Below are 19,326 nucleotides of genomic sequence, written 5' to 3'. Positions count from 1 at the left end.
CGCCCCCGGGTAAGGTGGGTCTTGACCCACCATGCGCCCTTGCCCCCGGGTCGCCCTTGCGGGCGCCGGGGTGGAGGGCCAGGGACCGTTTTCCGCGAGAAAGGGAAAGGGATTGCCGTGGGGGTGTCTGACCCCAGGTCCGTTTCCGCGCTCTTGTCCCGCCCCAAGGGGGCCGGCAACCAGTCTTCGGATATCCTTGGCGCACCCCTTGTCAGAGGTGCGGGTCAACCGGGGACAGGTCTAGCGGCAAAGGGTTAGCGGGCGGTTTTGCCACCGTGACGTTGGGGCAGGCCGGGATATGTCGCCCCTGTGGTTGCACCTTTCCCGCGGCCCTTGTTTGTTGGGCCCATGTTCAGGTCCATTTCCGACAACCCGACCCTTATGGGCGCGCTTTGCGCTTTGGTCGCCGTCTTTTGTTTTTCCATCAACGACATGGCGATCAAGTTCCTGTCGGGCGGCTATGCGCTGCATCAGGTGGTGCTGTTCCGCTCACTGATCGGGATGGTCGTGCTGCTGACGATCCTTCTGCCCCTGTCGGGCGGGCTGGCCGCGCTGCGCACCCGGCGGCTGGGGATGCATCTTCTGCGCGGGGCCTGCGTGGTCTTTGCCAATATGACATTCTTTCTGGGCCTCGCCGCCTTGCCGCTGGCCGAAGGGGTGGCGATCTTTTTCGTCTCGCCCCTGATCATCACCGTCTTTTCGGTGATCTTCCTGAAAGAAACGGTTGGCCCGCTGCGCTGGGCGGCGATTGCGTTGGGCCTTGTCGGGATCTTGATCGTGCTGCGCCCCGGGACCGAGGTGTTCCAGCCCGCGGCCCTGTTGCCGGTTGCGGCGGCCTTTGGCTATGCGACGCTGCATATGCTGACCCGCTACATCGGCCGGACCGAAAGCGCGCTGGCGATGTCGTTCTACATTCAGCTGACTTTCATCCTGATCTCCTCGGGCATGGGGGTGGCCTTTGGCAAGGGCCAGTTCGCGGGCTGGGACAATGCCTCGCTTGATTTCATGTTCCGCGAATGGGTTATGCCGCATGGCCGCGACTGGCTGATCCTTGTGACGGTTGGCGCGGCCTCGGCCTTTGGCGGGTTTTTCATCAGCCAGGCCTACCGCGTGGCCGAGGCGGCGGTGGTCGCCCCCTTCGAATATGTCGCCATGCCGCTGGCGGTGTTCTGGGGCGTCTTGGTCTTTGCCGAATGGCCCGACGGGGTGGCGATTGCCGGGATCGCGCTGATCATCGGGTCGGGCCTGTTCATGGTCTGGCGCGAGGCGAAGTCCCGCCGCGCCAAGGTGCCCGATACCCCGCGCTACCGCCGCTGATAGCCCTTCCAACCCCGCCCGCCCTGTGGTCAGATGGCTGCGGTTGAACGAGGGCGAACGGGGATGCGATGCCGGTTGAAGCGGTGATTTTCGACATCGGGAACGTGCTGATCGAATGGCAGCCCGAGCGGTTCTACGACGCCGCCGTTGGTGCCGCGCGCCGCCGCGCCATGTTCGCCGCTGTCGATCTGCACGGGATGAACGACCGGATCGACCGGGGTGAAAACTGGCGCCAGGTGGTCGAGGAGACCGCCGCGACCTACCCCGAGTTCGCCGCCGAGATCATGCTGTGGCATGACCGCTGGATCGACATGGCCAGCCCCGCCATCGACCATTCGATCCGCCTGATGCGGGCGCTGCGCCGCGCCGGGGTGCCAGTCTTTGCCCTGACCAATTTCGGCAAGGAAACCTTTGCCCGCGCCTGCCGCGACTATCCGTTCCTGGAAGAGTTCGACCGCGCCTTTGTGTCTGGCCACATGGGCGCGATCAAACCAGAGCCCCGGATCTATGAACTGGTCGAGGAGGGATGCGGCATTGCCCCTGAGCGACTGCTGTTCACCGACGACCGGGCCGAGAATATCGATGCCGCCGCCGCCCGTGGCTGGCAAACCCACCTGTTCACCGGCCCCGATATCTGGGCCGACAGGCTGGTGGCCGAAAACCTGCTGACCCGAGAGGACGCCCAATGACCGACGTGACGATGATCCCCTTTGCCGAGGGCGAAAAGGGGCTGGACTGGCTGGCCCTGACCGATGCGCTGGCGGCGGGCCATGACCTGCCCCCGGCCGAGGTGGAGGATGTGTTTCTCTACCGGGACAAGGACACGCTGCTGAACCGGTCCGCCTGGATTGACGGGTTGGGCGTGGCGGTGAAGGCGGCGACGGTCTTTCCCGGCAACCCGGCCAAGGGCAAGGCGATGATTGGCGGCGCCGTGAACCTGTTTTCGGACGAGGACGGCAGTCTTGAGGCGGTGCTGGATTTCCACCTTGTGACCAAGTGGAAGACCGCGGGCGACAGCCTTCTGGCCGCCCGCCGCCTTGCCCGGCCCGACAGCCGAAAGATCCTGATCGTGGGGGCCGGCACCGTGGGCCGCAGCCTGTGGGCGGCCTATGGCGCGGCCTTTCCGGGGGCCGAATTCACCGTCTGGAACCGCAGCCCCGAAGGCGCGGAACGCTTTGCGCAGGACTGCCCGGGTGTGGCGGTGGCCACCGACCTGGCAAGCGCTGTGAACGCGGCGGATATCGTTACCTCGGCCACCATGTCGACCGAACCCGTGATTAAGGGCGATTGGTTCCGCCCGGGCCAGCATATCGACCTGATCGGCGCGTATCGCCCAGATATGCGCGAGGTGGACGATACGGCGCTTCTGCGGTCCCGCGTCTTCGTCGACAACCGGCACACGACCGTGGGACATATCGGAGAACTGAAGATCCCGATCGCCAACGGGGTGATCGGGCCGGACCATGTGATCGCAGATTACTACGATCTGGCGGCCTTCCGCCGTGATCCCGAGGATATCACCCTGTTCAAGAACGGGGGCGGCGCGCATCTGGATCTGATGACGGCGCGCCATATCCTCGACAACTGGCGCAAACGGGGCTGACCGGAATGGGGATCGGCACGGTCATTGCGGGTCTTGCCGTGGCGGGCGTGGGGCTGTGGCCCTTTGCCGCCGAATGGCGCCGCCCGAAACCCAACTGGGACGATGCCCCCGGCGAACTTGTCCAGCTTAGTCAGGGCGTGACCCATTACCGTTGGATCGGCCCCGTGCGTGGCCCGGTCGTCGTCTGCGTGCACGGGCTGACAACGCCCTCTGACGCGTGGTTGTCACTGGCCGAAGGGCTGGGCGCGGCGGGCTACAGGGTCTTGATCTACGACCTTTATGGGCGCGGCCATTCTTCCGCCCCGGGCGGGCGGCAGGATCGGGCGTTCTTCCTGCGGCAGCTGTCGGACCTGTTAGAGGATCAGGGGCTGACCGAGGACTTGACGATCCTTGGGTATTCCATGGGCGGGGCCATCGCCACGGCCTTCGCCGCCGAAAACCCGCACCGGATGAAGCGGCTGGTTCTGGTGGCAAGCGCGGGGGTCGAGGTCGTGCGGGACCAGCTGACCCAATTCGCGATCAAGACCCCGGTCATTGGCGACTGGCTGCACCATGGGATCGGCATGGCCCGGTTCCGGCGGCAACTGGCCGCCACCCGCGACGCCCGGACCGAGGTTCCGGGGATTGCCGATATCCAGATTGCCCAGCTGGATCGGCGCGGGTTTCGGCCCGCTGTCCTGTCGTCCATGCGCGGGATGGTCACCGAACGGCAAGAAGCCGACCATCGGACCCTTGGGCGCGAAGGCGTGCCCGTCGTCGCCGTTTGGGGCAAGGACGACGATGTGATCCCGATCAAGGCGCTGGGCACGCTGGCCCAGTGGAACCGCGCAACAAGGCAAGAGGTGATCGAGGGCGCGGGCCACGGTCTGCCCTATACCCATGGGGCCGAGGTCGCGGCGCTGCTGCGGGGCATCCTGCGGGAAGCAGACTAAACCACCAAACGAAAAGGCCCCGGAAAATCGGGACCTTCGTGCGTTTCTGTCGGGCGTCAGGCGTCCAGTTTGGGGATCACCAGACGCTGCCCTGACCGGATCAGGTCGGGCGAGGACAGGATGCTGCGGTTCGCTTCGAATATGGTCTGGTAGTGTTCGACCGAGCCGTAGAACTTCACCGCGATGGAGCCAAGGCTGTCACCCGCGTTCACCGTATAGAAGGTGTATTGCTGGGTCTCGGTCGCACGTTGCACCACCCGGACCTCGACCCCATCGGAGCCGCCGGTTGGCACCTCGGGCACGACGGGGGCTGCGCCACCGTTGGCAATCTGGGCCTGGCTGACGATCGAGGCAAGAAGCACATGGGTATCGACCCGCCCGTCCGAGGTGACGAGGATTTCGGGAACGGACAATCGGCCCTCGGTCGCCGCGGCGTTCACGATCTCGTCGATGTAGCTGTCGGACTGGCCTTCGCGCAGCGCCTCGATCACCAGCGTTTGCAGCGCCGATTGCGGGGCGGCGGCGGTTTGTGGCGCGCCGGTGACGCCGCGAATGCCGGCCAGAACCCCGGCGGTCTGGGTCATCAGGCTGTCATCCGTGGGTGCGGTGGCCCCGGTGTTCAGGCCCAGACCGGCCAGAACCGCGGCGGTGGTCTCCGAAATAGAACTGTCATCGGTCAGAACGGTCGGGCCGGTGCGGGTTTGCACCCCGCCCGAGGCCGCGAGAATCCGCTGGCCCGCGTCCCCGCCAAGGGTGGTCGCGGCGGCGATCTGCGCAGCGCTGCTGGCGGGCGCGTCCGCCCCGGCAAGCGCGACCGCGTCCTGAAGCGACCCGATGTCGGTCTGGGCGCGGGTCACTTCGGGCAGTGCCGACGCAACCTCGGGCGCGGTGGCGGTGTCGGTCTGGCCAATCTTCGACATCGGGTCGAACACGATGAAGCCGCAAAGAACGACAGCAAAGGCGAACAGCGCAAGAACGGTACGGATCATCGGGAACTTCCTTTTGCGAATGGCGGGCGCGGGCTGGGCTTGGGCGTAGATCGTCATCAGCCACCTCCGGGATTGGTGACGGTCAGGCCCAGCATCAGCCAATCCTGCATTCCGCCCCGGTAATACTTGATCCGCTCGGCCGGGTATCCGGCATCCAGAAGGCTGTGGATGGCGCGCGGGCTTTGATCGCACCACGGCCCGTTGCAATAGAGCATGAGGGTGAACACATCCGAGAAATCCAGCCCCGACGCGGTATCTCGGGCGCCAAGCGCCTTGAGGATCTCGATCCGGTAGGGATTGCCTTCGTCGAGGGTCGAGAAGGGCACGTTCACCGCGCCGGGGATCGCCCCTTTGGCGAACCATTCCGGCACCCGGCTGTCGATCAGAAGGCCCCGCCCGGCGGCGACCTGCCCGGTCAGGAAGTTGATCACCTCCAGCTCGGCCACGGTTTCCACGCCCGGCGCCACCGACATCGGGTGCACACAGAACGGCGGGCAGGCCCGCGAGGTCCGGGCGAATTCCCCGGTCAGCAGGCTGTCCTGATCCTGTTCGCGGCTGATGGTGAAAGTTTCGCCGTTGATGGTGTAGGTCGCGGCGGCCATGTTGGGCGTGATCCGCACATCCTGCGCCGAAACGGCAGACGACAGGATAAGCAGAAGCCCTGCAAGAATACGTTGCATCACTCTTTCCCCCAATTCCACACGCACCATATATTGTGTTCGCGCTGGCAGGCGCGGCGAGTGTGGCTGCTCTTCCACAACATTTAGGAGAATCGGGTCGTTCAAGTCAAACAAAGAACGAATCGGGGGCGAATCAATTGTCCGCGTGTTGGGGGCTGTGAAAACAGAAGGACGGACCCATGTCCGCCCTCCCGCCCTGCCAAATCTTTGCGTCCCCTTTGTTTTCAGGGGTTCCGCGCGAACAGGGGCCGCGCATCGCTTGGGCCGACACTAGGCGAATCACTGATTCGCGGTCAACAGATTTGTGGCGGACGGGGGTGCGGGATCAGCTGTTCAGGTCGCGCAGCCGGCAATCGGGCGTATAGGCCACGGTCGAGGCGCGCAGTGGCGTTTGCGGCGCGATCGAGGAATGTTCGACCCAGACCCCGTAAAGGCAGAGGTCCTGCGCGTAGTTGCCCGAGTTGAACCCGAATCCCTTGTCGCCGCAGTTGTTGACTTCGCCATTGGCGTTCCAACCCTGCGAGGCGGGGCCGGGATAGCTGCCGCCGGTTGGGAAGCTCATCGTCGCGGTGTCGAACCGCAGGTGGAAGGTGCTGCCAGCGGCAAGGTCGTCCATCGACCAGCTGCCAACCGGGATGCCCACCTCGTATCCGGTGATCCGGAAATAGCTGATCTGGTCTTCGGTGATCATGCCGCCGGTCAGGGCGCTGTCGGGCACGCCGAATTCGCCGGTCATGGTGAACCCGTTCGCGCCGCGCCAGCAGAAATGCAGGTCCGCTGCCTGAACAGGGGCCGCGACGGCAGCGGCGATGACGGCAGACAATGTCAGCGAACGAAACATGGAATCCCCCCGGAAAGCACAAGCCGAGCAGACGGGAATTGGGCCGAGTCGTCAACTTTTTGTGGCGAAATCGGGGCAGGGGTACCCGTCTTGGCGACGGTGGCCGCCCTGCGCCCGATTTGTTTCCGATCCTGCCGGTCAGCCGTTGGTGCGCAGCACGTGCCCGGCAAGGTAGAGCGACCCGCAAATCAGGATTCGCGCGTTCGGATCGCGCGCGGTGATCGCCCGGATCGCGTCCTCGACACTTTCGGCGGTGGTCGCCGTCATGCCCGCCGCCAGCGCCTGCCGTTCGGTTTCTTCGGCGGGCAGGGTGTTGGCCTCTCCCGGGATCGACACGGCGGTCAGACTGTCGATCACCGCCGCCAGCGGGCGCAGATAGCCGCCGATGTCCTTGGTGTTCAGCATCCCGCAGATCAGGTGCGTGGGTCGGGGCGGCTGTTGCCGCAGGGTCTCGGCCAGCGCGATCCCGGCCGCCGGGTTATGCCCGCCGTCTAGCCACAGCTCGGCCGGTTTGGCCAGGTCCACCAGCGCGCCTTCGGTCAGCTTCTGCATCCGCGCAGGCCAATAGGCGCGGGTCACGGCGGCCTCGCAGGCGGCATCGTCCGCGCCCAGATGGCGCAGGGCGGCAAGGGCGGCGCCTGCGTTCATGATCTGGTGCGGTCCGGGAAGGTTCGGCAGGGGCAGGTCCAGCAGCCCCTTTTCATCCTGATAGACCAGCCGCCCGTGTTCCGTGCCGACATGCCACTGCTGCCCATAGGCCAGAAGCGGTGCCCCCAGACGCGCGGCCTGACGTTCGATGACCTCCAGCCCCTCGTCATGCTGCGGGCCGACCACGCATGGGACGCCGCGCTTGATGATTCCGGCCTTTTCGCCCGCGATCTGCGCCAGCGTGTCGCCAAGAAACTGCTGATGGTCCAGATCCACCGGGGTGATGATGGTCACCGCCGGCGCGTTGATCACATTGGTGGCGTCCAGCCGCCCGCCCAGCCCGACCTCGAGCAGGGTGTAGTCGGCGGGTGTTTCGGCAAAGGCCAGCAGGGCCGCAACGGTGGTGATCTCGAAATAGGTGATGCTTTCGCCGTTGTTGGCGGCATAGCAGCGGTCCAGCACCTCGGTCAGCTGCGGTTCCGAGATCAGCGTCCCGGCCAGCCGGATCCGTTCGTGGAACCGGGCAAGATGCGGCGAGGTATAGGCGTGGACGGTCTTGCCCATCGCCTCCAGCCCGGCGCGGATCATCGCCTGCGTCGATCCCTTGCCGTTGGTTCCGGCGATGTGGATCACCGGCGGCAGACGATCCTGCGGGTTGTCGAGCGCGGCCAGAAGCCGCCAGACACGGTCCAGCGTCAGGTCGATGACCTTCGGGTGGAGCGCCATCATCCTTTCAAGGATGACGTCAGAGCCGGGTGTCACTTGTCGGATGCCTTTTCAGCAGGGGTGGCGGCCTTTGCCTCGGGCTGCGCCGGGGCAGGGGCGGGCAGGTCGGCGACAACGGCCGGGTCCATGCCCATCAGAAGGCGGATGATCGTGGTCAGCTCGTCCTTCAACTGGGTGCGCGGAGTCACCCGGTCCAGCATCCCGTGATCCAGCAGGTATTCGGCCCGCTGGAACCCTTCGGGCAGTTTTTCCCGGATCGTCTGTTCGATCACACGCGCCCCGGCAAAACCGATCAGCGCATTGGGTTCGGCAATCTGCACGTCGCCCAGCATCGCGTAGGATGCCGTGACGCCGCCGGTGGTCGGATGGGTCAGGACGACGATATAGGGCAGCCCCGCCTCTTTCAGCATTTCGACGGCCACGGTGGTGCGCGGCATCTGCATCAAGCCAAGAATGCCTTCCTGCATCCGCGCGCCCCCGGCGGCGGAGAACAGGACGAAGGGCCGCTTGAGCTTGATCGCCCGTTCTGCCCCCGCGATGATCGCATTGCCGACATACATCGACATCGACCCGCCCATGAAGCCAAAGTCCTGCGCGGCGGCAACTATGGGGGTGCGGTTGATCTCGCCCTCGGCGACCAGCATCGCCTCTTTCTCGCCCGTCTTCTTCTGCGCGGCCTTGAGCCGGTCCGGATAGCGTTTCTGGTCGCGGAACTTCAGCGGGTCCTGCACCGGTTCGGGCACCTCGACCTCGGCAAAGACGCCGCCGTCGAACAGGGCGGTGAACCGGTCGCGCGGGCTGATGCCCATGTGATGGCCGCAGGAGGTGCAGACATTCTGATTGTCGGCCAGTTCGCGGTGGAACAGCATCGTTCCGCAATCGTCGCATTTGCTCCACAGGTTCTCGGGGACTTCACGCCGCGAGAACAGCGAATTGATGGTCGGACGGACGTAGTTGGTGATCCAGTTCATGCCTTGGCCTTCAGAGGTTGCGGAATCCGAGATAAGCCGGGTAGCGGCGAAATGCAATCAGCGCCGCAGGCCCAGACGCGCGGCAAGCCACAGGCAGCCGATGAAAAGCGTCACGGCGACGATCTCGGCCATGGCCCAGGGTTGCAGAAGTTGATCGAGCCCCATCTGGTCGGGCGGCGGCGTTTCGTCAGGCAGAAGAAACAGGGCAAGCCCGGACATCGGCCCACCCTGCAGCCCCCAGATCACAAGCGCGAACACGTTGTTGATGAAGTGCAGCGCGATGGCGGGTCCAAGGCTGCCGTGCCGCGCGGTCAGATCGGCGCAGGCCATGCCGATCAGCGTTGCGAACAGGACCCAGATCGTCCCTTCGACAGCGTTGTCGGCATTCAGATAGTGCAACAGCCCGAACCCGACGCTGGGAAGCACCATCCAGACCATCGGCGAGGGCGACAGGATCGCCAGACGTTGCTGAAGAAACCCGCGGAAAACGGCCTCTTCCGCTGTGACCTGAATGGCGATGGCGACAAGTGCGATGGGCAGGGCCAGAAGCCACACAAGCAGGGGCCGGGTTTCGGCGATCATGCCGGGCGGCACCCAGGGCGGCAGCAGTTCGAGCGCCAGAAGGACCAGTGCAACCGGCACCGCGACCGCGCGAAATCCGCTGACCACCCCATCGACTGGCCCGAAAACACTGCCGAGCGTCCGTTTCTCGACCCGGCGCAGATAAACGCGCAGTGCCCAGATGGGCAGGACCATGACCAGAAGCTGGACCAGCATCGCCACGGGGGTCGCCCCATCAAGGAACCTGTCGCGGTCAGCGGCAAAGACGCTGGCGAGATAGAGCGCTTCGGGCACCATCACGTAGAAGGCGAAGGCGATCAGGCCCAACCCGGTCAACAACTGACCGGCCAGCACCTGCCCCCCGGCACGGGCGACAAACCCGTCATGGGCGGCGTAGCGGGGATGGGTCGGATCAAACATGGGCGGACTATGATCGGGCCGCCGCGGGAAGAAAAGAGGCGTTGCCCAATGTCCACCCTACCGTCGCGAATCGCGGATCGGCACCGGCAAAGACTTGTGCGGGCGCGCCGCCCTTCCTATCCCGACAGGACCACGACGGGGAGGTGTGCGGGGTGCCGCAGGTACAGGGAACGGTTTTCAGGCGGTCGGCGATGGCCCTCATCTGCGCGGCCTTACTGGCAGGGTGTTTGCCTGCCGACTTTGGCGGTGGGCTTCAGCTCGGGTCGGATCGGGCGCAGGCCCGGGGCATTCGTGCGGTTTCGGTCCTTGATGGCGGGTTCCGGGTGCGCACGCCAGACGGCTATTGCATCGACCGGCAGGCCAGCAACACCGGCGACGGGTTCGTCGTCATGGCGGGCTGCGCGCTGGTGTCGAATACCGACATCATGCCGGACCTTGCCGCGTTGATCACGGTGCAGGTCGGCGCCACCGGGTCAGCCATCGTTGCGGGGGCAGAAACGGACCTGGCCGCCTTTGTCGAATCGGAGGGTGGCAAAGCGCTGCTCAGCCAGACCGGCGACGCATCCGAAATCGACGTGCGTTTCGTTCAATCGGCCACCAACCTTGTCGAGGTTTGGTTCACCGATGAAGGCCCAGACCGGTTTGACGGGTTGGAGCCGATGCAGGGCCGCGCCTTTCTGGACGTGAACGGCCATCTGGTGACGGTGAACGTGCGCGGCTATTCCCGCGACCCGATCAGCCGCCGCCAATCGGCCCGGTTGCTGTTGCTGACGGTCGACGCGCTGCGCGCCGCAAATGCGGGCGACAATCCCGCCTAGGTGGGATTGCTTTCTTTTCACAACCGAAAATTCAGGTATTGTGCCGCAAGTTGGGCGAAAGAACCAAGGCGCGACAGCGCAGGACTATCGGGGCAAGATCACGCATGGGCAGACGCAATTCCAGACTGATCGACAGGCTGCTGCATCGGGTCATGGCCCGCAGGTGGCGCCGCGCGGCCCGCATTGCGGCCACGACCGACCTTGACCGGTTGCGCAAGGATCGCGCCCGCGCCCGCGAATTGAACGCCGCCCTGTCCCAGTTTCTGCATGTTGCCGACAGCCGCCTTGCCCTGCCCCGCATCGGGTCAACCGCCTTTCCCAAACCCCCCGGGACCGATTGGTCCTGGCGACCGCAGCTTTGGCGCGGCCCCTTGGCCCGCAAGGGCATGTCCGGCGTGGAAAGCAAGACCATCATCGGCGAAGAGGTGACGCTGTTTCACGACTGCAAGATCAGTGAACTGACCCTGCGCCAGCTGCGCAATACCCGCGAACAGGATCTTGCGCCCTTTGGGTTGCGGCTGGACGTCTTCCGCTTTGACGGATCGTTCCTGAGCCTTGTTATCGACCTGCCGAAAGACGCCTGTTCCGGGCTGACCCGAAACCACCTGATCCGGCTGGACCCGATTATCGAATGGGAAAAGCCGCTGGAAATATTTGCCCGCCTGAATGTCCAGCATGGCCCCAACACCGAACAGATCGTGCGCGAATTGCCCTTGGGTGATAACGGGCCGATGGTCGAATTCGACCTTGCATATACCAAGCTGAACGAAAAGCGGGTCGAGCGGATCTGGCTTGACCTGATCTTTGAGGGGCCGGAAATGAATCAGGTCACAATCCGCGACCTGACATTCAGCCGCTATCCCCGCGCCGCCCTGTGACCGCCGCAGAAGGACCGAAGCCGATGGACATCACCCTGACGAAGACCCGTCTTTATGAAGGCCATTGGGAAGGTGTGCTGACCTGCACCGGCGCATCCGAAGGGTGGCTGCCTTCGCTCGTCGTGACCCATCTGGGCACGGCGATCGACGGGGTCAGCGTGACCGAAGAGACGGACAAGGGCCAGTGGCGGGTGCGGGTGCCGATCCCGGCAGACCGGATTGCCGATGGCGTGCAGACCTTCCTGATCGCCGACAGGTCGGGCGGAGAAACCCTTACCAGTTTCGCGATCTATGCCGGGGATGCGCTGGCCGAGGATATCCGCGCCGAAATTGGCCTGTTGCGGGCCGAGCTGGACATGCTCAAACGCGCCTTCCGCCGTCACTGCGTAGAAACCGCCTGATCCGGGCGGGGGGATGACGCCGCGTCTTGCGTGACGCGTGCGTAAACTTGCGCGATTGTGGCGGCACCAGACCGAAGGACTATCCGTCATGACCGCCTATCCGCACCTGCTTGCCCCGCTTGATCTTGGGTTCACCACGCTGAAGAACCGCGTGTTGATGGGGTCGATGCATACGGGCCTTGAAGAAACCCGCGACTGGAACCGGGTGGCCGAATTCTATGCCGCGCGGGCGCGAGGTGGGGTGGGCCTGATGGTCACCGGCGGCATGGCCCCGAACAAGGAAGGCGGGGTGTTCCCCGGGGCTGCGGGTCTGTTCACCGATCAGGATATTGAAAACCACCGGATTGTGACGGGCCGGGTGCATGACGCGGGCGGCAAGATCGCCATGCAGATCCTGCACGCGGGCCGCTATGCCTATTCCCCCGACTGCGTGGCCCCATCCGCCTTCAAATCCCCAATCTCGCCCTTTCCCCCGAAGGAACTGGACGAGGAAGGGATCGAAAAGCAGATCAGCGATATCGTCACCGCCGCGTCCCGCGCCCGCGAGGCGGGCTATGACGGGGTCGAGGTGATGGGGTCCGAGGGGTATTTCCTGAACCAGTTCCTTGTCACCCACACGAACAAGCGGACGGACCGCTGGGGTGGCAGCCTTGAGAACCGGATGCGCCTGCCGATCGAGGTGGTGCGCAGGGTCCGGGCCGCCGTTGGCCCCGACTTCATCCTGATCTACCGCCTGTCGATGATCGACCTTGTCCCCAATGGTCAGACCTGGGACGAGGTGGTGACACTGGCCAAGGCGATCGAGGCGGCGGGTGCCACGATCATCAACACCGGTATCGGCTGGCACGAGGCGCGCATTCCGACCATCGCCACCAGCGTCCCGCGCCGGGCCTTCACCTGGGTCACGAAAAAGCTGATGGGCGCGGTGCAGATCCCGGTCATCACGTCGAACCGGATCAACAATCCGCAGACCGCCGAAGAGGTTCTGGCCGATGGCTGCGCCGATATGGTGTCGATGGCCCGCCCCTTCCTTGCCGATCCGGAATTCGTGGCCAAGGCGCAGGTGGGCCGCGCCGATCTGATCGCGCCTTGCATTGCCTGCAATCAGGCCTGTCTGGACCACACCTTTAGTGGCAAGCTGACGTCCTGTCTTGTGAATCCGCGGGCCTGCCATGAAACCGAACTGGTGATCGCCCCGGCACCGGCGGCCAAGCGGGTGGCTGTCGTGGGCGCGGGGCCGGCGGGCCTGTCGGCGGCGCTGACCGCGGCGGACCGGGGCCATGCGGTGACCCTGTTTGACAAGGCGGACAGGCTGGGCGGTCAGCTGAACATGGCCAAGACCATCCCTGGCAAGGAAGAGTTTCACGGGCTGGTGGAATGGTTCGCAGCCTCGGTCGCCGAGGCGGGCATTGATGTGCGCCTTGGCACCGAAGCAGTTGCCGAGGATCTGACCGGGTTCGACGCGGTGATTGTCGCCACCGGTGTTATCCCGCGCGACCCGCAGATCCCCGGTCAGGACGGTCCGAATGTTCTGTCCTATATCGACGTGCTGCGCCACGGCGCGTCGGTCGGTGACCGCGTGGCGGTGATCGGCGCGGGGGGCATCGGGTTCGACGTGGCCGAGTTTCTGACCACGACGGACAGCCCGACAGAGAACCTGCAGGAATGGCTGGAGGAATGGGGCGTGACCGACCCGGCCACGGCCCGTGGCGGTCTGGCGCCGGAAGGACCGCAACCCGAAGCCCCGGCCCGGCAGGTCACGTTATTGCAGCGCAAGGCGCAGAAGCTGGGCAAGGGGCTGGGCAAGACCACCGGCTGGATTCACCGGGCGACCCTTCAGATGAAGGGCGTCAAGATGATCGGCGGCGTGAACTACGAAAAGATCGATGCGGAGGGACTGCATGTCAGCTTTGGCGAAGCGCGGGAAAATCCGACCCTGATCGCGGTGGACACCGTGGTTTTGTGTGCAGGCCAGTTGCCCGAACGGTCCCTTGCCGATGCGCTCGCGGCGCAGGGGGTGGATGTCCATGTGATCGGTGGGGCCGATGTGGCCGCCGAACTGGACGCCAAGCGGGCGATTGACCAAGGCACGCGGGTCGCGGCAGCGCTGTAGATGCGGCTTTTGTCGATCAATGTGGGCACGGCCGGGCCGATTGCCGCGAAATCCGGACAGTCCGGGAAATTCAAATCGCCGGTGGCGCAGGCCAACGTCACCGTCGCGGGAATCGCCGGGGATGCCATCGTTGACGCCAAGAACCACGGCGGACCGGATCAGGCGATCTATGCCTATTCCCGCGCCGACTATGACTGGTGGGAGGCGACACTTGGTCGGGACATTCCCAACGGCCTTTTCGGAGAGAACCTGACGCTCGACCGCTGGCCCGCAGAGGTCGTCTGTGTTGGGGACAGATTGCGGATCGGGCAGGTGCTGCTCGAGGTGACCTCGCCGCGCATTCCCTGTGTCACGCTTGAGGCGAGGATGGGCGTGAAGGGTTTCGCAACCACTTTTCTGAAGGCGGGCCGCCCGGGGCCATACCTGCGGGTCCTGGAAACCGGCACCATTGAACCGGGGCAGGAGATTACAGTTCTGCCGTTCAAAGGCAGTCGAAAACGGCTGGCGGACTGGCCGGGACTGTTCGGCCCGCCGCTAAGGACAGAGGCAGAGATCGACAGTTGGTTGCAGGCGCCAGTGCATCACAAAATGCGAAGCCAACTGCGCGGGAAATAAGGCGCAGCGCGGTCGGGAATGGGCGGTCTCCGCGTTTCCCGCCCCTCTACAGTCCCGGGAAATCCCCGCAATTGTCAGGCATCCGCCGCAGTCCTGCCCGATTTGGCCGTCAGAACACTCTGCAAGAAATATGTCATGCAGAGGAACGAGTATGGATCGCCTCACCGAAATGGAAGCCTTCGCCACGGTTGTGGATCAGGGTGGCTTCACCGACGCGGCAAAGAAGATGGGGATATCCAAATCCGCCGTTTCCAAGCATGTCTCGGCGCTTGAGGCCCGGCTTGGCGCCCGGCTATTGAACCGGACAACCCGCCGCGTAAGCCCGACCGAGATCGGCCTGGCCTATTACGATCGGGCCCGCCGTGTATTGAACGACGCCGGAGAGGCGGATGCGCTTGTCACCTCTATGCAATCGGCCCCCTCGGGCCTGTTGCGGATCAGCGTGGCAACCGATTTCGGGGTGAACCACCTGTCGCCTGTGCTTGGTGAATTCCTTGCCGAATTCCCGGACATCACCGTCAACATGGTTCTCAACAACCGCTACGTCGAACTGATTTCCGAAGGCTTCGACATGGCGATCCGCATTGGCGAGCTGGAAGACAGCACGCTGCGCGCCCGCAAGCTGACGGAAACCACCCGCCGGATGATCGCCGCGCCGTCCTATTTCCAGAAACACGGTCGGCCGCAGCGGATCGACGATCTGAACGAACACAAACTTCTGCATTATTCGAACCAAGCCAATTCCGCCGTCTGGAAACTGACCGCCCCATCGGGTGAAAAGCGGCAGGTCCGCACCGCGGGCTGGCTGACGGTGAACGACGGTCAGTCTTTGATGAACGCCTGTATTTCGGGCCTTGGCATCGCCTATCTGCCCTCCTTCCTATACGCTGACGCGATGGAAAAGGGGCTGGTCGAAGAGGCGATCCCCGATCTTCCGGTCGATACGCAGGGCATCTATGCGGTTTACCCGCCGGGCCGGTTCACCCAGCCCAAGGTGCGCGCCTTCATCGACTTTCTGGTCAATGCATTCGCCGAAAAGGGCCCCGATAAGTGGTAGCCCGCCGTCTCGGCAACGAAATCCCTACGGGTGCAACGCCCGACTTACGCGGTCTTCGGACCGCGTTTTCTTTTTCATGGGGTCAGTCGAGTGTCCGCCGGAACCGCAAAAGCGCGATCAGCGCGAGGACAAAGACGAAGGCCCAAAGCGCTGCGAATGTCGGCGCAACTGTCGCGGCATCCGCGCCTTTCAACATCACCGACCGGATCAGCCGCAGGAAATGCGTGAGCGGAAGGATCTCTCCCAGCATCTGGGCCCAGCCGGGCATCCCCCGGTACGGGAACATGAACCCGGACAGCAAAAGCGATGGCAGGAAGAAGAAGAAGGTCAGTTGCATCGCCTGCATCTGGGTCCGGCTGACCGTCGAAATGAGATAGCCAAGGATCACCAGGGCAAGGACAAAGACAAAGACCCCGGCAAGGATCAGGGCAAGGCTGCCCACGAAGGGCACCCCGAAAACCAAGCGCGCTGCCAGAAGAACGACCGTCACCTGCGCCGCGCTGACGGCCAGATAGGGGATGATCTTGCCCAGCATGATCTCCAGCGGCGTGACCGGCATCGCCAGCAGGTTTTCCATCGTCCCGCGTTCAATCTCGCGCGTCAGCGCCATGGCGGTCATCATCACCATGGTCAGTTGCAGGATGACCCCCAAAAGGCCGGGAACGATGTTGTACTGGGTCACACCCTCGGGATTGTAGCGCCGGTGCACGATCACAGACAGGCCGTGGTCCGTTGCCTCTTGCGCCGTGATTTCCGTTCCCGCCTCGCGCAGTAGCGCCCCCTGCGCCACGGTGCTGAGCGTCGATATGGCCCCCGAGGCGACCGAGGGGTCGGTCGCGTCCGCTTCGATCAGGATTTGGGCGCGGTCACCCCGTTCGATCCGGCGGCCAAAGTCGGAGGGCACGGTGACGACAAAGGCCACCTCGCCGCTGGCGATCATCTCTTCGGCCTCGGTTGCGGTCGCGTCGGGAACGATGAAGCGGTAATAGCCCGTCAGTTCCAATGCCGAGACCATGGCGCGGGTGAACCTGTCCTGCGTTGGCGCGACAAGGGCCGCGGGCAGGGATTTGGGATCGGTGTTGATGGCAAAGCCGAACAGCATCAACTGCACCAGCGGGATCCCTAGCATCATCGCGAAGGTCAGCCTGTCGCGGCGCATCTGGATGGTTTCCTTGGTCAGAAGCGCCCAGAGGCGACGCAGGGAAAAGAAGCGATTCATCGCATGTCCTCCGCCCCGCTCATCAACTGGATGAACACGTCTTCCAGCGATGTTTCCGCTGGTTCGATCCGCGCGCCGGTCTCCTTGGCGATCTTGCGGGCGGTCTTTTCCAATCGTGCCGGGTCGCGTCCGACGACGTGCAGGGTGCGGCCAAAGGGGGCGACCTGATCCACCCCGTCCGCACCGTGAAGGGCTCGGGCCGCGGCGGCAAGATCGCCGCCGTGCATCAACATGGTGGTCAGCCCCGCGTCACGCACCACGTCGGGCACGGTGCCAAGGGCGATCAGATGCCCGTGCGAGATATAGGCGATCCGGTGGCAGCGTTCGGCCTCGTCCATGTAGTGGGTCGACACCAGAACCGTCAGCCCGTCGCGGGCCAATTGGTGAATCTCGTCCCAGAATTCACGCCGGGCCTTCGGGTCCACCCCCGCCGTCGGTTCGTCCAACATCAGAAGGTCGGGCCGGTGCATGATACAGGCGGCAAGGGCCAGCCGCTGTTTCCACCCTCCGGACAGGGACCCCGCCAGCTGTGCCTTGCGCCCGGTCAATCCCAGGGTTTCAAGGGTGTCCCGCACCGTTTGGCGTGGACGTCGCATCGCGTAGAGGCCCGCGACGAACCGCAAATTCTCCTCGATGGTCAGGTCCTCGTAGAAGGAAAACTTTTGGGTCATGTAGCCGACCTTGCGCTTGATCGCGCGCCGTTCGCGGCGGATGTCATGGCCCAGCACCTCGCCGGTCCCCCCATCCGGTTCCAGAAGTCCGCACATCAGCCGGATCGTGGTCGTCTTGCCAGAGCCGTTGGGGCCGAGGAAGCCCATGATCTCGCCCCGCTGGACGTCCAGGCTGACCTTGCTGACGGCGGTCTTCTTGCCGAACCGCTTGGTCAGGTCCCGGACCGATATGGCGGCGCCCTCTGTCACTGATCAAAGCCTTCCGGGGCGGCAACTTCGACGATCTGGCCGGGCTTGAGGGGATGATCCCCCTCGGGCCGCGCCTCGACGAGGTAGACAAGCGTTTGCCGGTTTTCGAGGGAGTAGATCACCGGCGGGGTGAATTCGGGCTCGTTGGCGATATAGGTAATCCGGGCGGTCAGGCCGGGTGGGCAGGCATCGCAGGACACCGACAGGCTGTCGCCGACCGCGACGCTCGCAAAGGCGGTCTCGGGGACATAAAGCCGAAGCTTGACCGCGCCGTCCCCGAGAACCGACAGAACCGGGGCGGACGGCCCCGCGATTTCCCCGGCGGTGCGGATCACATCCGACACTGTGACGGGTTCAGGTAGGGTCAGGGTTCGCTGGGCAAGGTTCCAGTGCGCGCGGTCGCGTGCGGCCCGGGCACCTTCAACGGCGGCTTCGGCCTGTGCAATGGCCTGTGGCCGGGCGGGCAGGCGGGCAACGGCAAGCTGTGCCTCGACCTCGGCCACCTTGGCGGCGGCGATATCGGCGGCGGTTTCGGCGGTATCGCGCTGTGCATCATTCAGCACGCCGCGCGTGGCAAGGCTGGTCACACGGTCCCGTTCCCGCTCTGCCTCGGCGGCCTGCGCACGGGCCGATCTTAGCGCCGCTTCGATCACGCCGATCTCTTCGGGGCGCAACCCTTCGCGCAGGTCGGCCAAGCGGCTTTCGGCCTGCGCCAATGCCGCGTTGGCTTCGGACAGGGCGATCTCGGCATCGCGCCGCTCCGTCTCGACCAGAACTTCCCCTGCCTCGATCCGGTCGCCGCGCGCCACGGGAACATTGGTGATCTGGACGACCGCCACCGGGGCGACCAGCGTATATTCCCCTTCGACATAGCCGGTGGCAAAGGGCGTGGGCGGGGCGCATTCGGCAAAGAGCGATAGGGCAAAGGGCAGGGCGCAAAGCAGGCTCATCGGCGTTGGCTTTCGATTGTGGCGCGGATCTGCGCGGCAACGGTATCGGCAATCTGCGCGGCCTCGGACGGGCCGATGTCCTGCCATCCCATCCGGCGGGAAATGATCGGCTGGCCGATCCGGAAATAGAGGGCCTGACCGATCATCGCGAAAACAGAGAGCTTCACCCTCTCACTTTCCGCCGGCTGGCCTGTGGCGATGGACCAGAGGGCGCAGACCATCCGGTGCCGGGGTTCCAGAAATTCGGAATAGACAAGGTCCGCCACCTCGCCCGGCGTCATGATTTCGCGCACCAGGAAGGCGACGATATCGCGGGCATCGGGGGAGGTGACGATGAAGGCGACAAAGCTGCGGCCGACCTGTTCAAGAAGCGCCTGCGCAGCTTCTGGCGTGCTGGGCGGGGCAGGCAGGTCCGCGACGATTGCCCCGGTCACACGGGCTGCGACATCGCGGGCGCAGGCCTGCCGCAACCCAGCCTTGGAACCGAAGTGGTAGGAGATCGAGGCGACATTCGTGCCCGCCTCGGCCGCGAGAGCACGGGTCGAGGTGCCGTCATAGCCGGTCTGGCCAAACAGCCGCAGACCGGCCGCGATCAGCCGGGCACGGGTTTCGGAATCGGGTGGGGCTTGGGTCATGAGGTCATTCAATCAAACGTTTGATTGAATGT

The 19,326-nt window shown here is 64.7% G+C and carries 20 protein-coding genes; 10 read left to right on the top strand and 10 right to left on the bottom strand.

Annotated elements, in window-relative coordinates:
- The first annotated feature begins 348 nt into the window (after nucleotides 1-348).
- From EU803_RS14235 to EU803_RS14220, 4 genes are all read left to right on the top strand, one after another.
- A complete protein-coding gene (locus EU803_RS14235; RefSeq protein ID WP_129683995.1) occupies nucleotides 349-1,317 on the top strand; it encodes a DMT family transporter in 969 nt (322 codons plus the stop codon).
- A gap of 68 nt (nucleotides 1,318-1,385) precedes the next feature.
- Nucleotides 1,386-2,006 carry an HAD family phosphatase gene (locus EU803_RS14230; RefSeq protein WP_129683993.1) on the top strand — a complete coding sequence of 207 codons (621 nt, stop codon included), beginning with the start codon at nucleotides 1,386-1,388 and terminating at the stop codon, nucleotides 2,004-2,006.
- The gene (locus EU803_RS14225; protein WP_129683992.1) at nucleotides 2,003-2,920 is read left to right on the top strand and encodes an ornithine cyclodeaminase; all 918 of its coding nucleotides are present in this window, start codon (nucleotides 2,003-2,005) and stop codon (nucleotides 2,918-2,920) included. The genes EU803_RS14230 and EU803_RS14225 overlap by 4 nt, the downstream gene beginning before the upstream one ends.
- 5 nt (nucleotides 2,921-2,925) lie before the next feature.
- On the top strand, nucleotides 2,926-3,852 hold the full coding sequence (locus EU803_RS14220) for an alpha/beta hydrolase (protein ID WP_129683990.1): 927 nt from the start codon (nucleotides 2,926-2,928) through the stop codon (nucleotides 3,850-3,852).
- Nucleotides 3,853-3,908: 56 nt separating this feature from the next.
- Here EU803_RS14220 and EU803_RS14215 read toward each other — a convergent pair whose 3' ends face one another.
- The 6 genes from EU803_RS14215 to EU803_RS14190 form a co-directional block, all read right to left on the bottom strand.
- The gene (locus EU803_RS14215; RefSeq protein ID WP_165352843.1) at nucleotides 3,909-4,841 is read right to left on the bottom strand and encodes a LysM peptidoglycan-binding domain-containing protein; all 933 of its coding nucleotides are present in this window, start codon (nucleotides 4,839-4,841) and stop codon (nucleotides 3,909-3,911) included.
- Between the two features lie 56 nt (nucleotides 4,842-4,897).
- A complete protein-coding gene (locus tag EU803_RS14210; RefSeq protein ID WP_129683986.1) occupies nucleotides 4,898-5,521 on the bottom strand; it encodes a rhodanese-like domain-containing protein in 624 nt (207 codons plus the stop codon).
- A 325-nt stretch (nucleotides 5,522-5,846) separates the two neighbouring features.
- Nucleotides 5,847-6,362 carry a hypothetical protein gene (locus EU803_RS14205; RefSeq protein ID WP_242494378.1) on the bottom strand — a complete coding sequence of 172 codons (516 nt, stop codon included), beginning with the start codon at nucleotides 6,360-6,362 and terminating at the stop codon, nucleotides 5,847-5,849.
- 138 nt (nucleotides 6,363-6,500) lie between these two features.
- Nucleotides 6,501-7,772 carry a folylpolyglutamate synthase/dihydrofolate synthase family protein gene (locus tag EU803_RS14200; protein ID WP_129683985.1) on the bottom strand — a complete coding sequence of 424 codons (1,272 nt, stop codon included), beginning with the start codon at nucleotides 7,770-7,772 and terminating at the stop codon, nucleotides 6,501-6,503.
- A complete protein-coding gene (gene accD / locus EU803_RS14195; protein WP_129683983.1) occupies nucleotides 7,769-8,707 on the bottom strand; it encodes an acetyl-CoA carboxylase, carboxyltransferase subunit beta in 939 nt (312 codons plus the stop codon). Before accD ends, EU803_RS14200 begins: the two co-directional genes overlap by 4 nt.
- Before the next feature lie 57 nt (nucleotides 8,708-8,764).
- Nucleotides 8,765-9,688, bottom strand: a complete 924-nt coding sequence (locus EU803_RS14190) for a type II CAAX endopeptidase family protein (protein WP_129683981.1) — start codon at nucleotides 9,686-9,688, stop codon at nucleotides 8,765-8,767.
- A gap of 191 nt (nucleotides 9,689-9,879) precedes the next feature.
- On the opposite strand from EU803_RS14190, the gene EU803_RS14185 reads away from it, so the two are divergent.
- The 6 genes from EU803_RS14185 to EU803_RS14160 all read left to right on the top strand — a co-directional run bounded on the left by EU803_RS14185 (nucleotide 9,880) and on the right by EU803_RS14160 (nucleotide 15,570).
- Nucleotides 9,880-10,506: a hypothetical protein gene (locus tag EU803_RS14185; RefSeq protein ID WP_129683979.1), complete on the top strand. Its 627-nt coding sequence runs from the start codon at nucleotides 9,880-9,882 to the stop codon at nucleotides 10,504-10,506.
- 104 nt (nucleotides 10,507-10,610) lie between these two features.
- A complete protein-coding gene (locus EU803_RS14180) occupies nucleotides 10,611-11,384 on the top strand; it encodes a DUF6478 family protein (protein ID WP_129683977.1) in 774 nt (257 codons plus the stop codon).
- A 23-nt stretch (nucleotides 11,385-11,407) separates the two neighbouring features.
- Nucleotides 11,408-11,785, top strand: coding sequence for a hypothetical protein (locus EU803_RS14175; RefSeq protein ID WP_129683976.1), 378 nt, complete (start codon nucleotides 11,408-11,410; stop codon nucleotides 11,783-11,785).
- An 88-nt stretch (nucleotides 11,786-11,873) separates the two neighbouring features.
- Complete coding sequence (locus EU803_RS14170) at nucleotides 11,874-13,898, top strand: NADPH-dependent 2,4-dienoyl-CoA reductase (RefSeq protein WP_129683974.1); 2,025 nt, start codon at nucleotides 11,874-11,876, stop codon at nucleotides 13,896-13,898.
- Nucleotides 13,899-14,513 carry an MOSC domain-containing protein gene (locus tag EU803_RS14165; protein ID WP_129683972.1) on the top strand — a complete coding sequence of 205 codons (615 nt, stop codon included), beginning with the start codon at nucleotides 13,899-13,901 and terminating at the stop codon, nucleotides 14,511-14,513.
- 151 nt (nucleotides 14,514-14,664) lie between these two features.
- Entirely contained in the window at nucleotides 14,665-15,570 is a 906-nt protein-coding gene (locus EU803_RS14160; RefSeq protein ID WP_129683970.1) for a LysR family transcriptional regulator, read from the top strand.
- 82 nt (nucleotides 15,571-15,652) lie between these two features.
- Here EU803_RS14160 and EU803_RS14155 read toward each other — a convergent pair whose 3' ends face one another.
- The 4 genes from EU803_RS14155 to EU803_RS14140 are packed head-to-tail and all read right to left on the bottom strand — an operon-like array spanning nucleotide 15,653 to nucleotide 19,294.
- Nucleotides 15,653-16,789 carry an ABC transporter permease gene (locus EU803_RS14155; protein ID WP_129683968.1) on the bottom strand — a complete coding sequence of 379 codons (1,137 nt, stop codon included), beginning with the start codon at nucleotides 16,787-16,789 and terminating at the stop codon, nucleotides 15,653-15,655.
- Entirely contained in the window at nucleotides 16,786-17,709 is a 924-nt protein-coding gene (locus EU803_RS14150) for an ABC transporter ATP-binding protein (RefSeq protein WP_129683966.1), read from the bottom strand. Before EU803_RS14150 ends, EU803_RS14155 begins: the two co-directional genes overlap by 4 nt.
- Nucleotides 17,706-18,659, bottom strand: coding sequence for an HlyD family efflux transporter periplasmic adaptor subunit (locus EU803_RS14145; RefSeq protein WP_129683964.1), 954 nt, complete (start codon nucleotides 18,657-18,659; stop codon nucleotides 17,706-17,708). Before EU803_RS14145 ends, EU803_RS14150 begins: the two co-directional genes overlap by 4 nt.
- Complete coding sequence (locus tag EU803_RS14140) at nucleotides 18,656-19,294, bottom strand: CerR family C-terminal domain-containing protein (protein ID WP_129683962.1); 639 nt, start codon at nucleotides 19,292-19,294, stop codon at nucleotides 18,656-18,658. The genes EU803_RS14145 and EU803_RS14140 overlap by 4 nt, the downstream gene beginning before the upstream one ends.
- Nucleotides 19,295-19,326 lie beyond the last annotated feature (32 nt).

The organism is Loktanella sp. IMCC34160, assembly GCF_004145845.1.
Taxonomy (GTDB): Bacteria; Pseudomonadota; Alphaproteobacteria; order Rhodobacterales; family Rhodobacteraceae; genus SELP01.
Note: the sequence above shows the minus strand (reverse complement) of the source record. Positions and strands in the feature narration are given on the sequence as shown.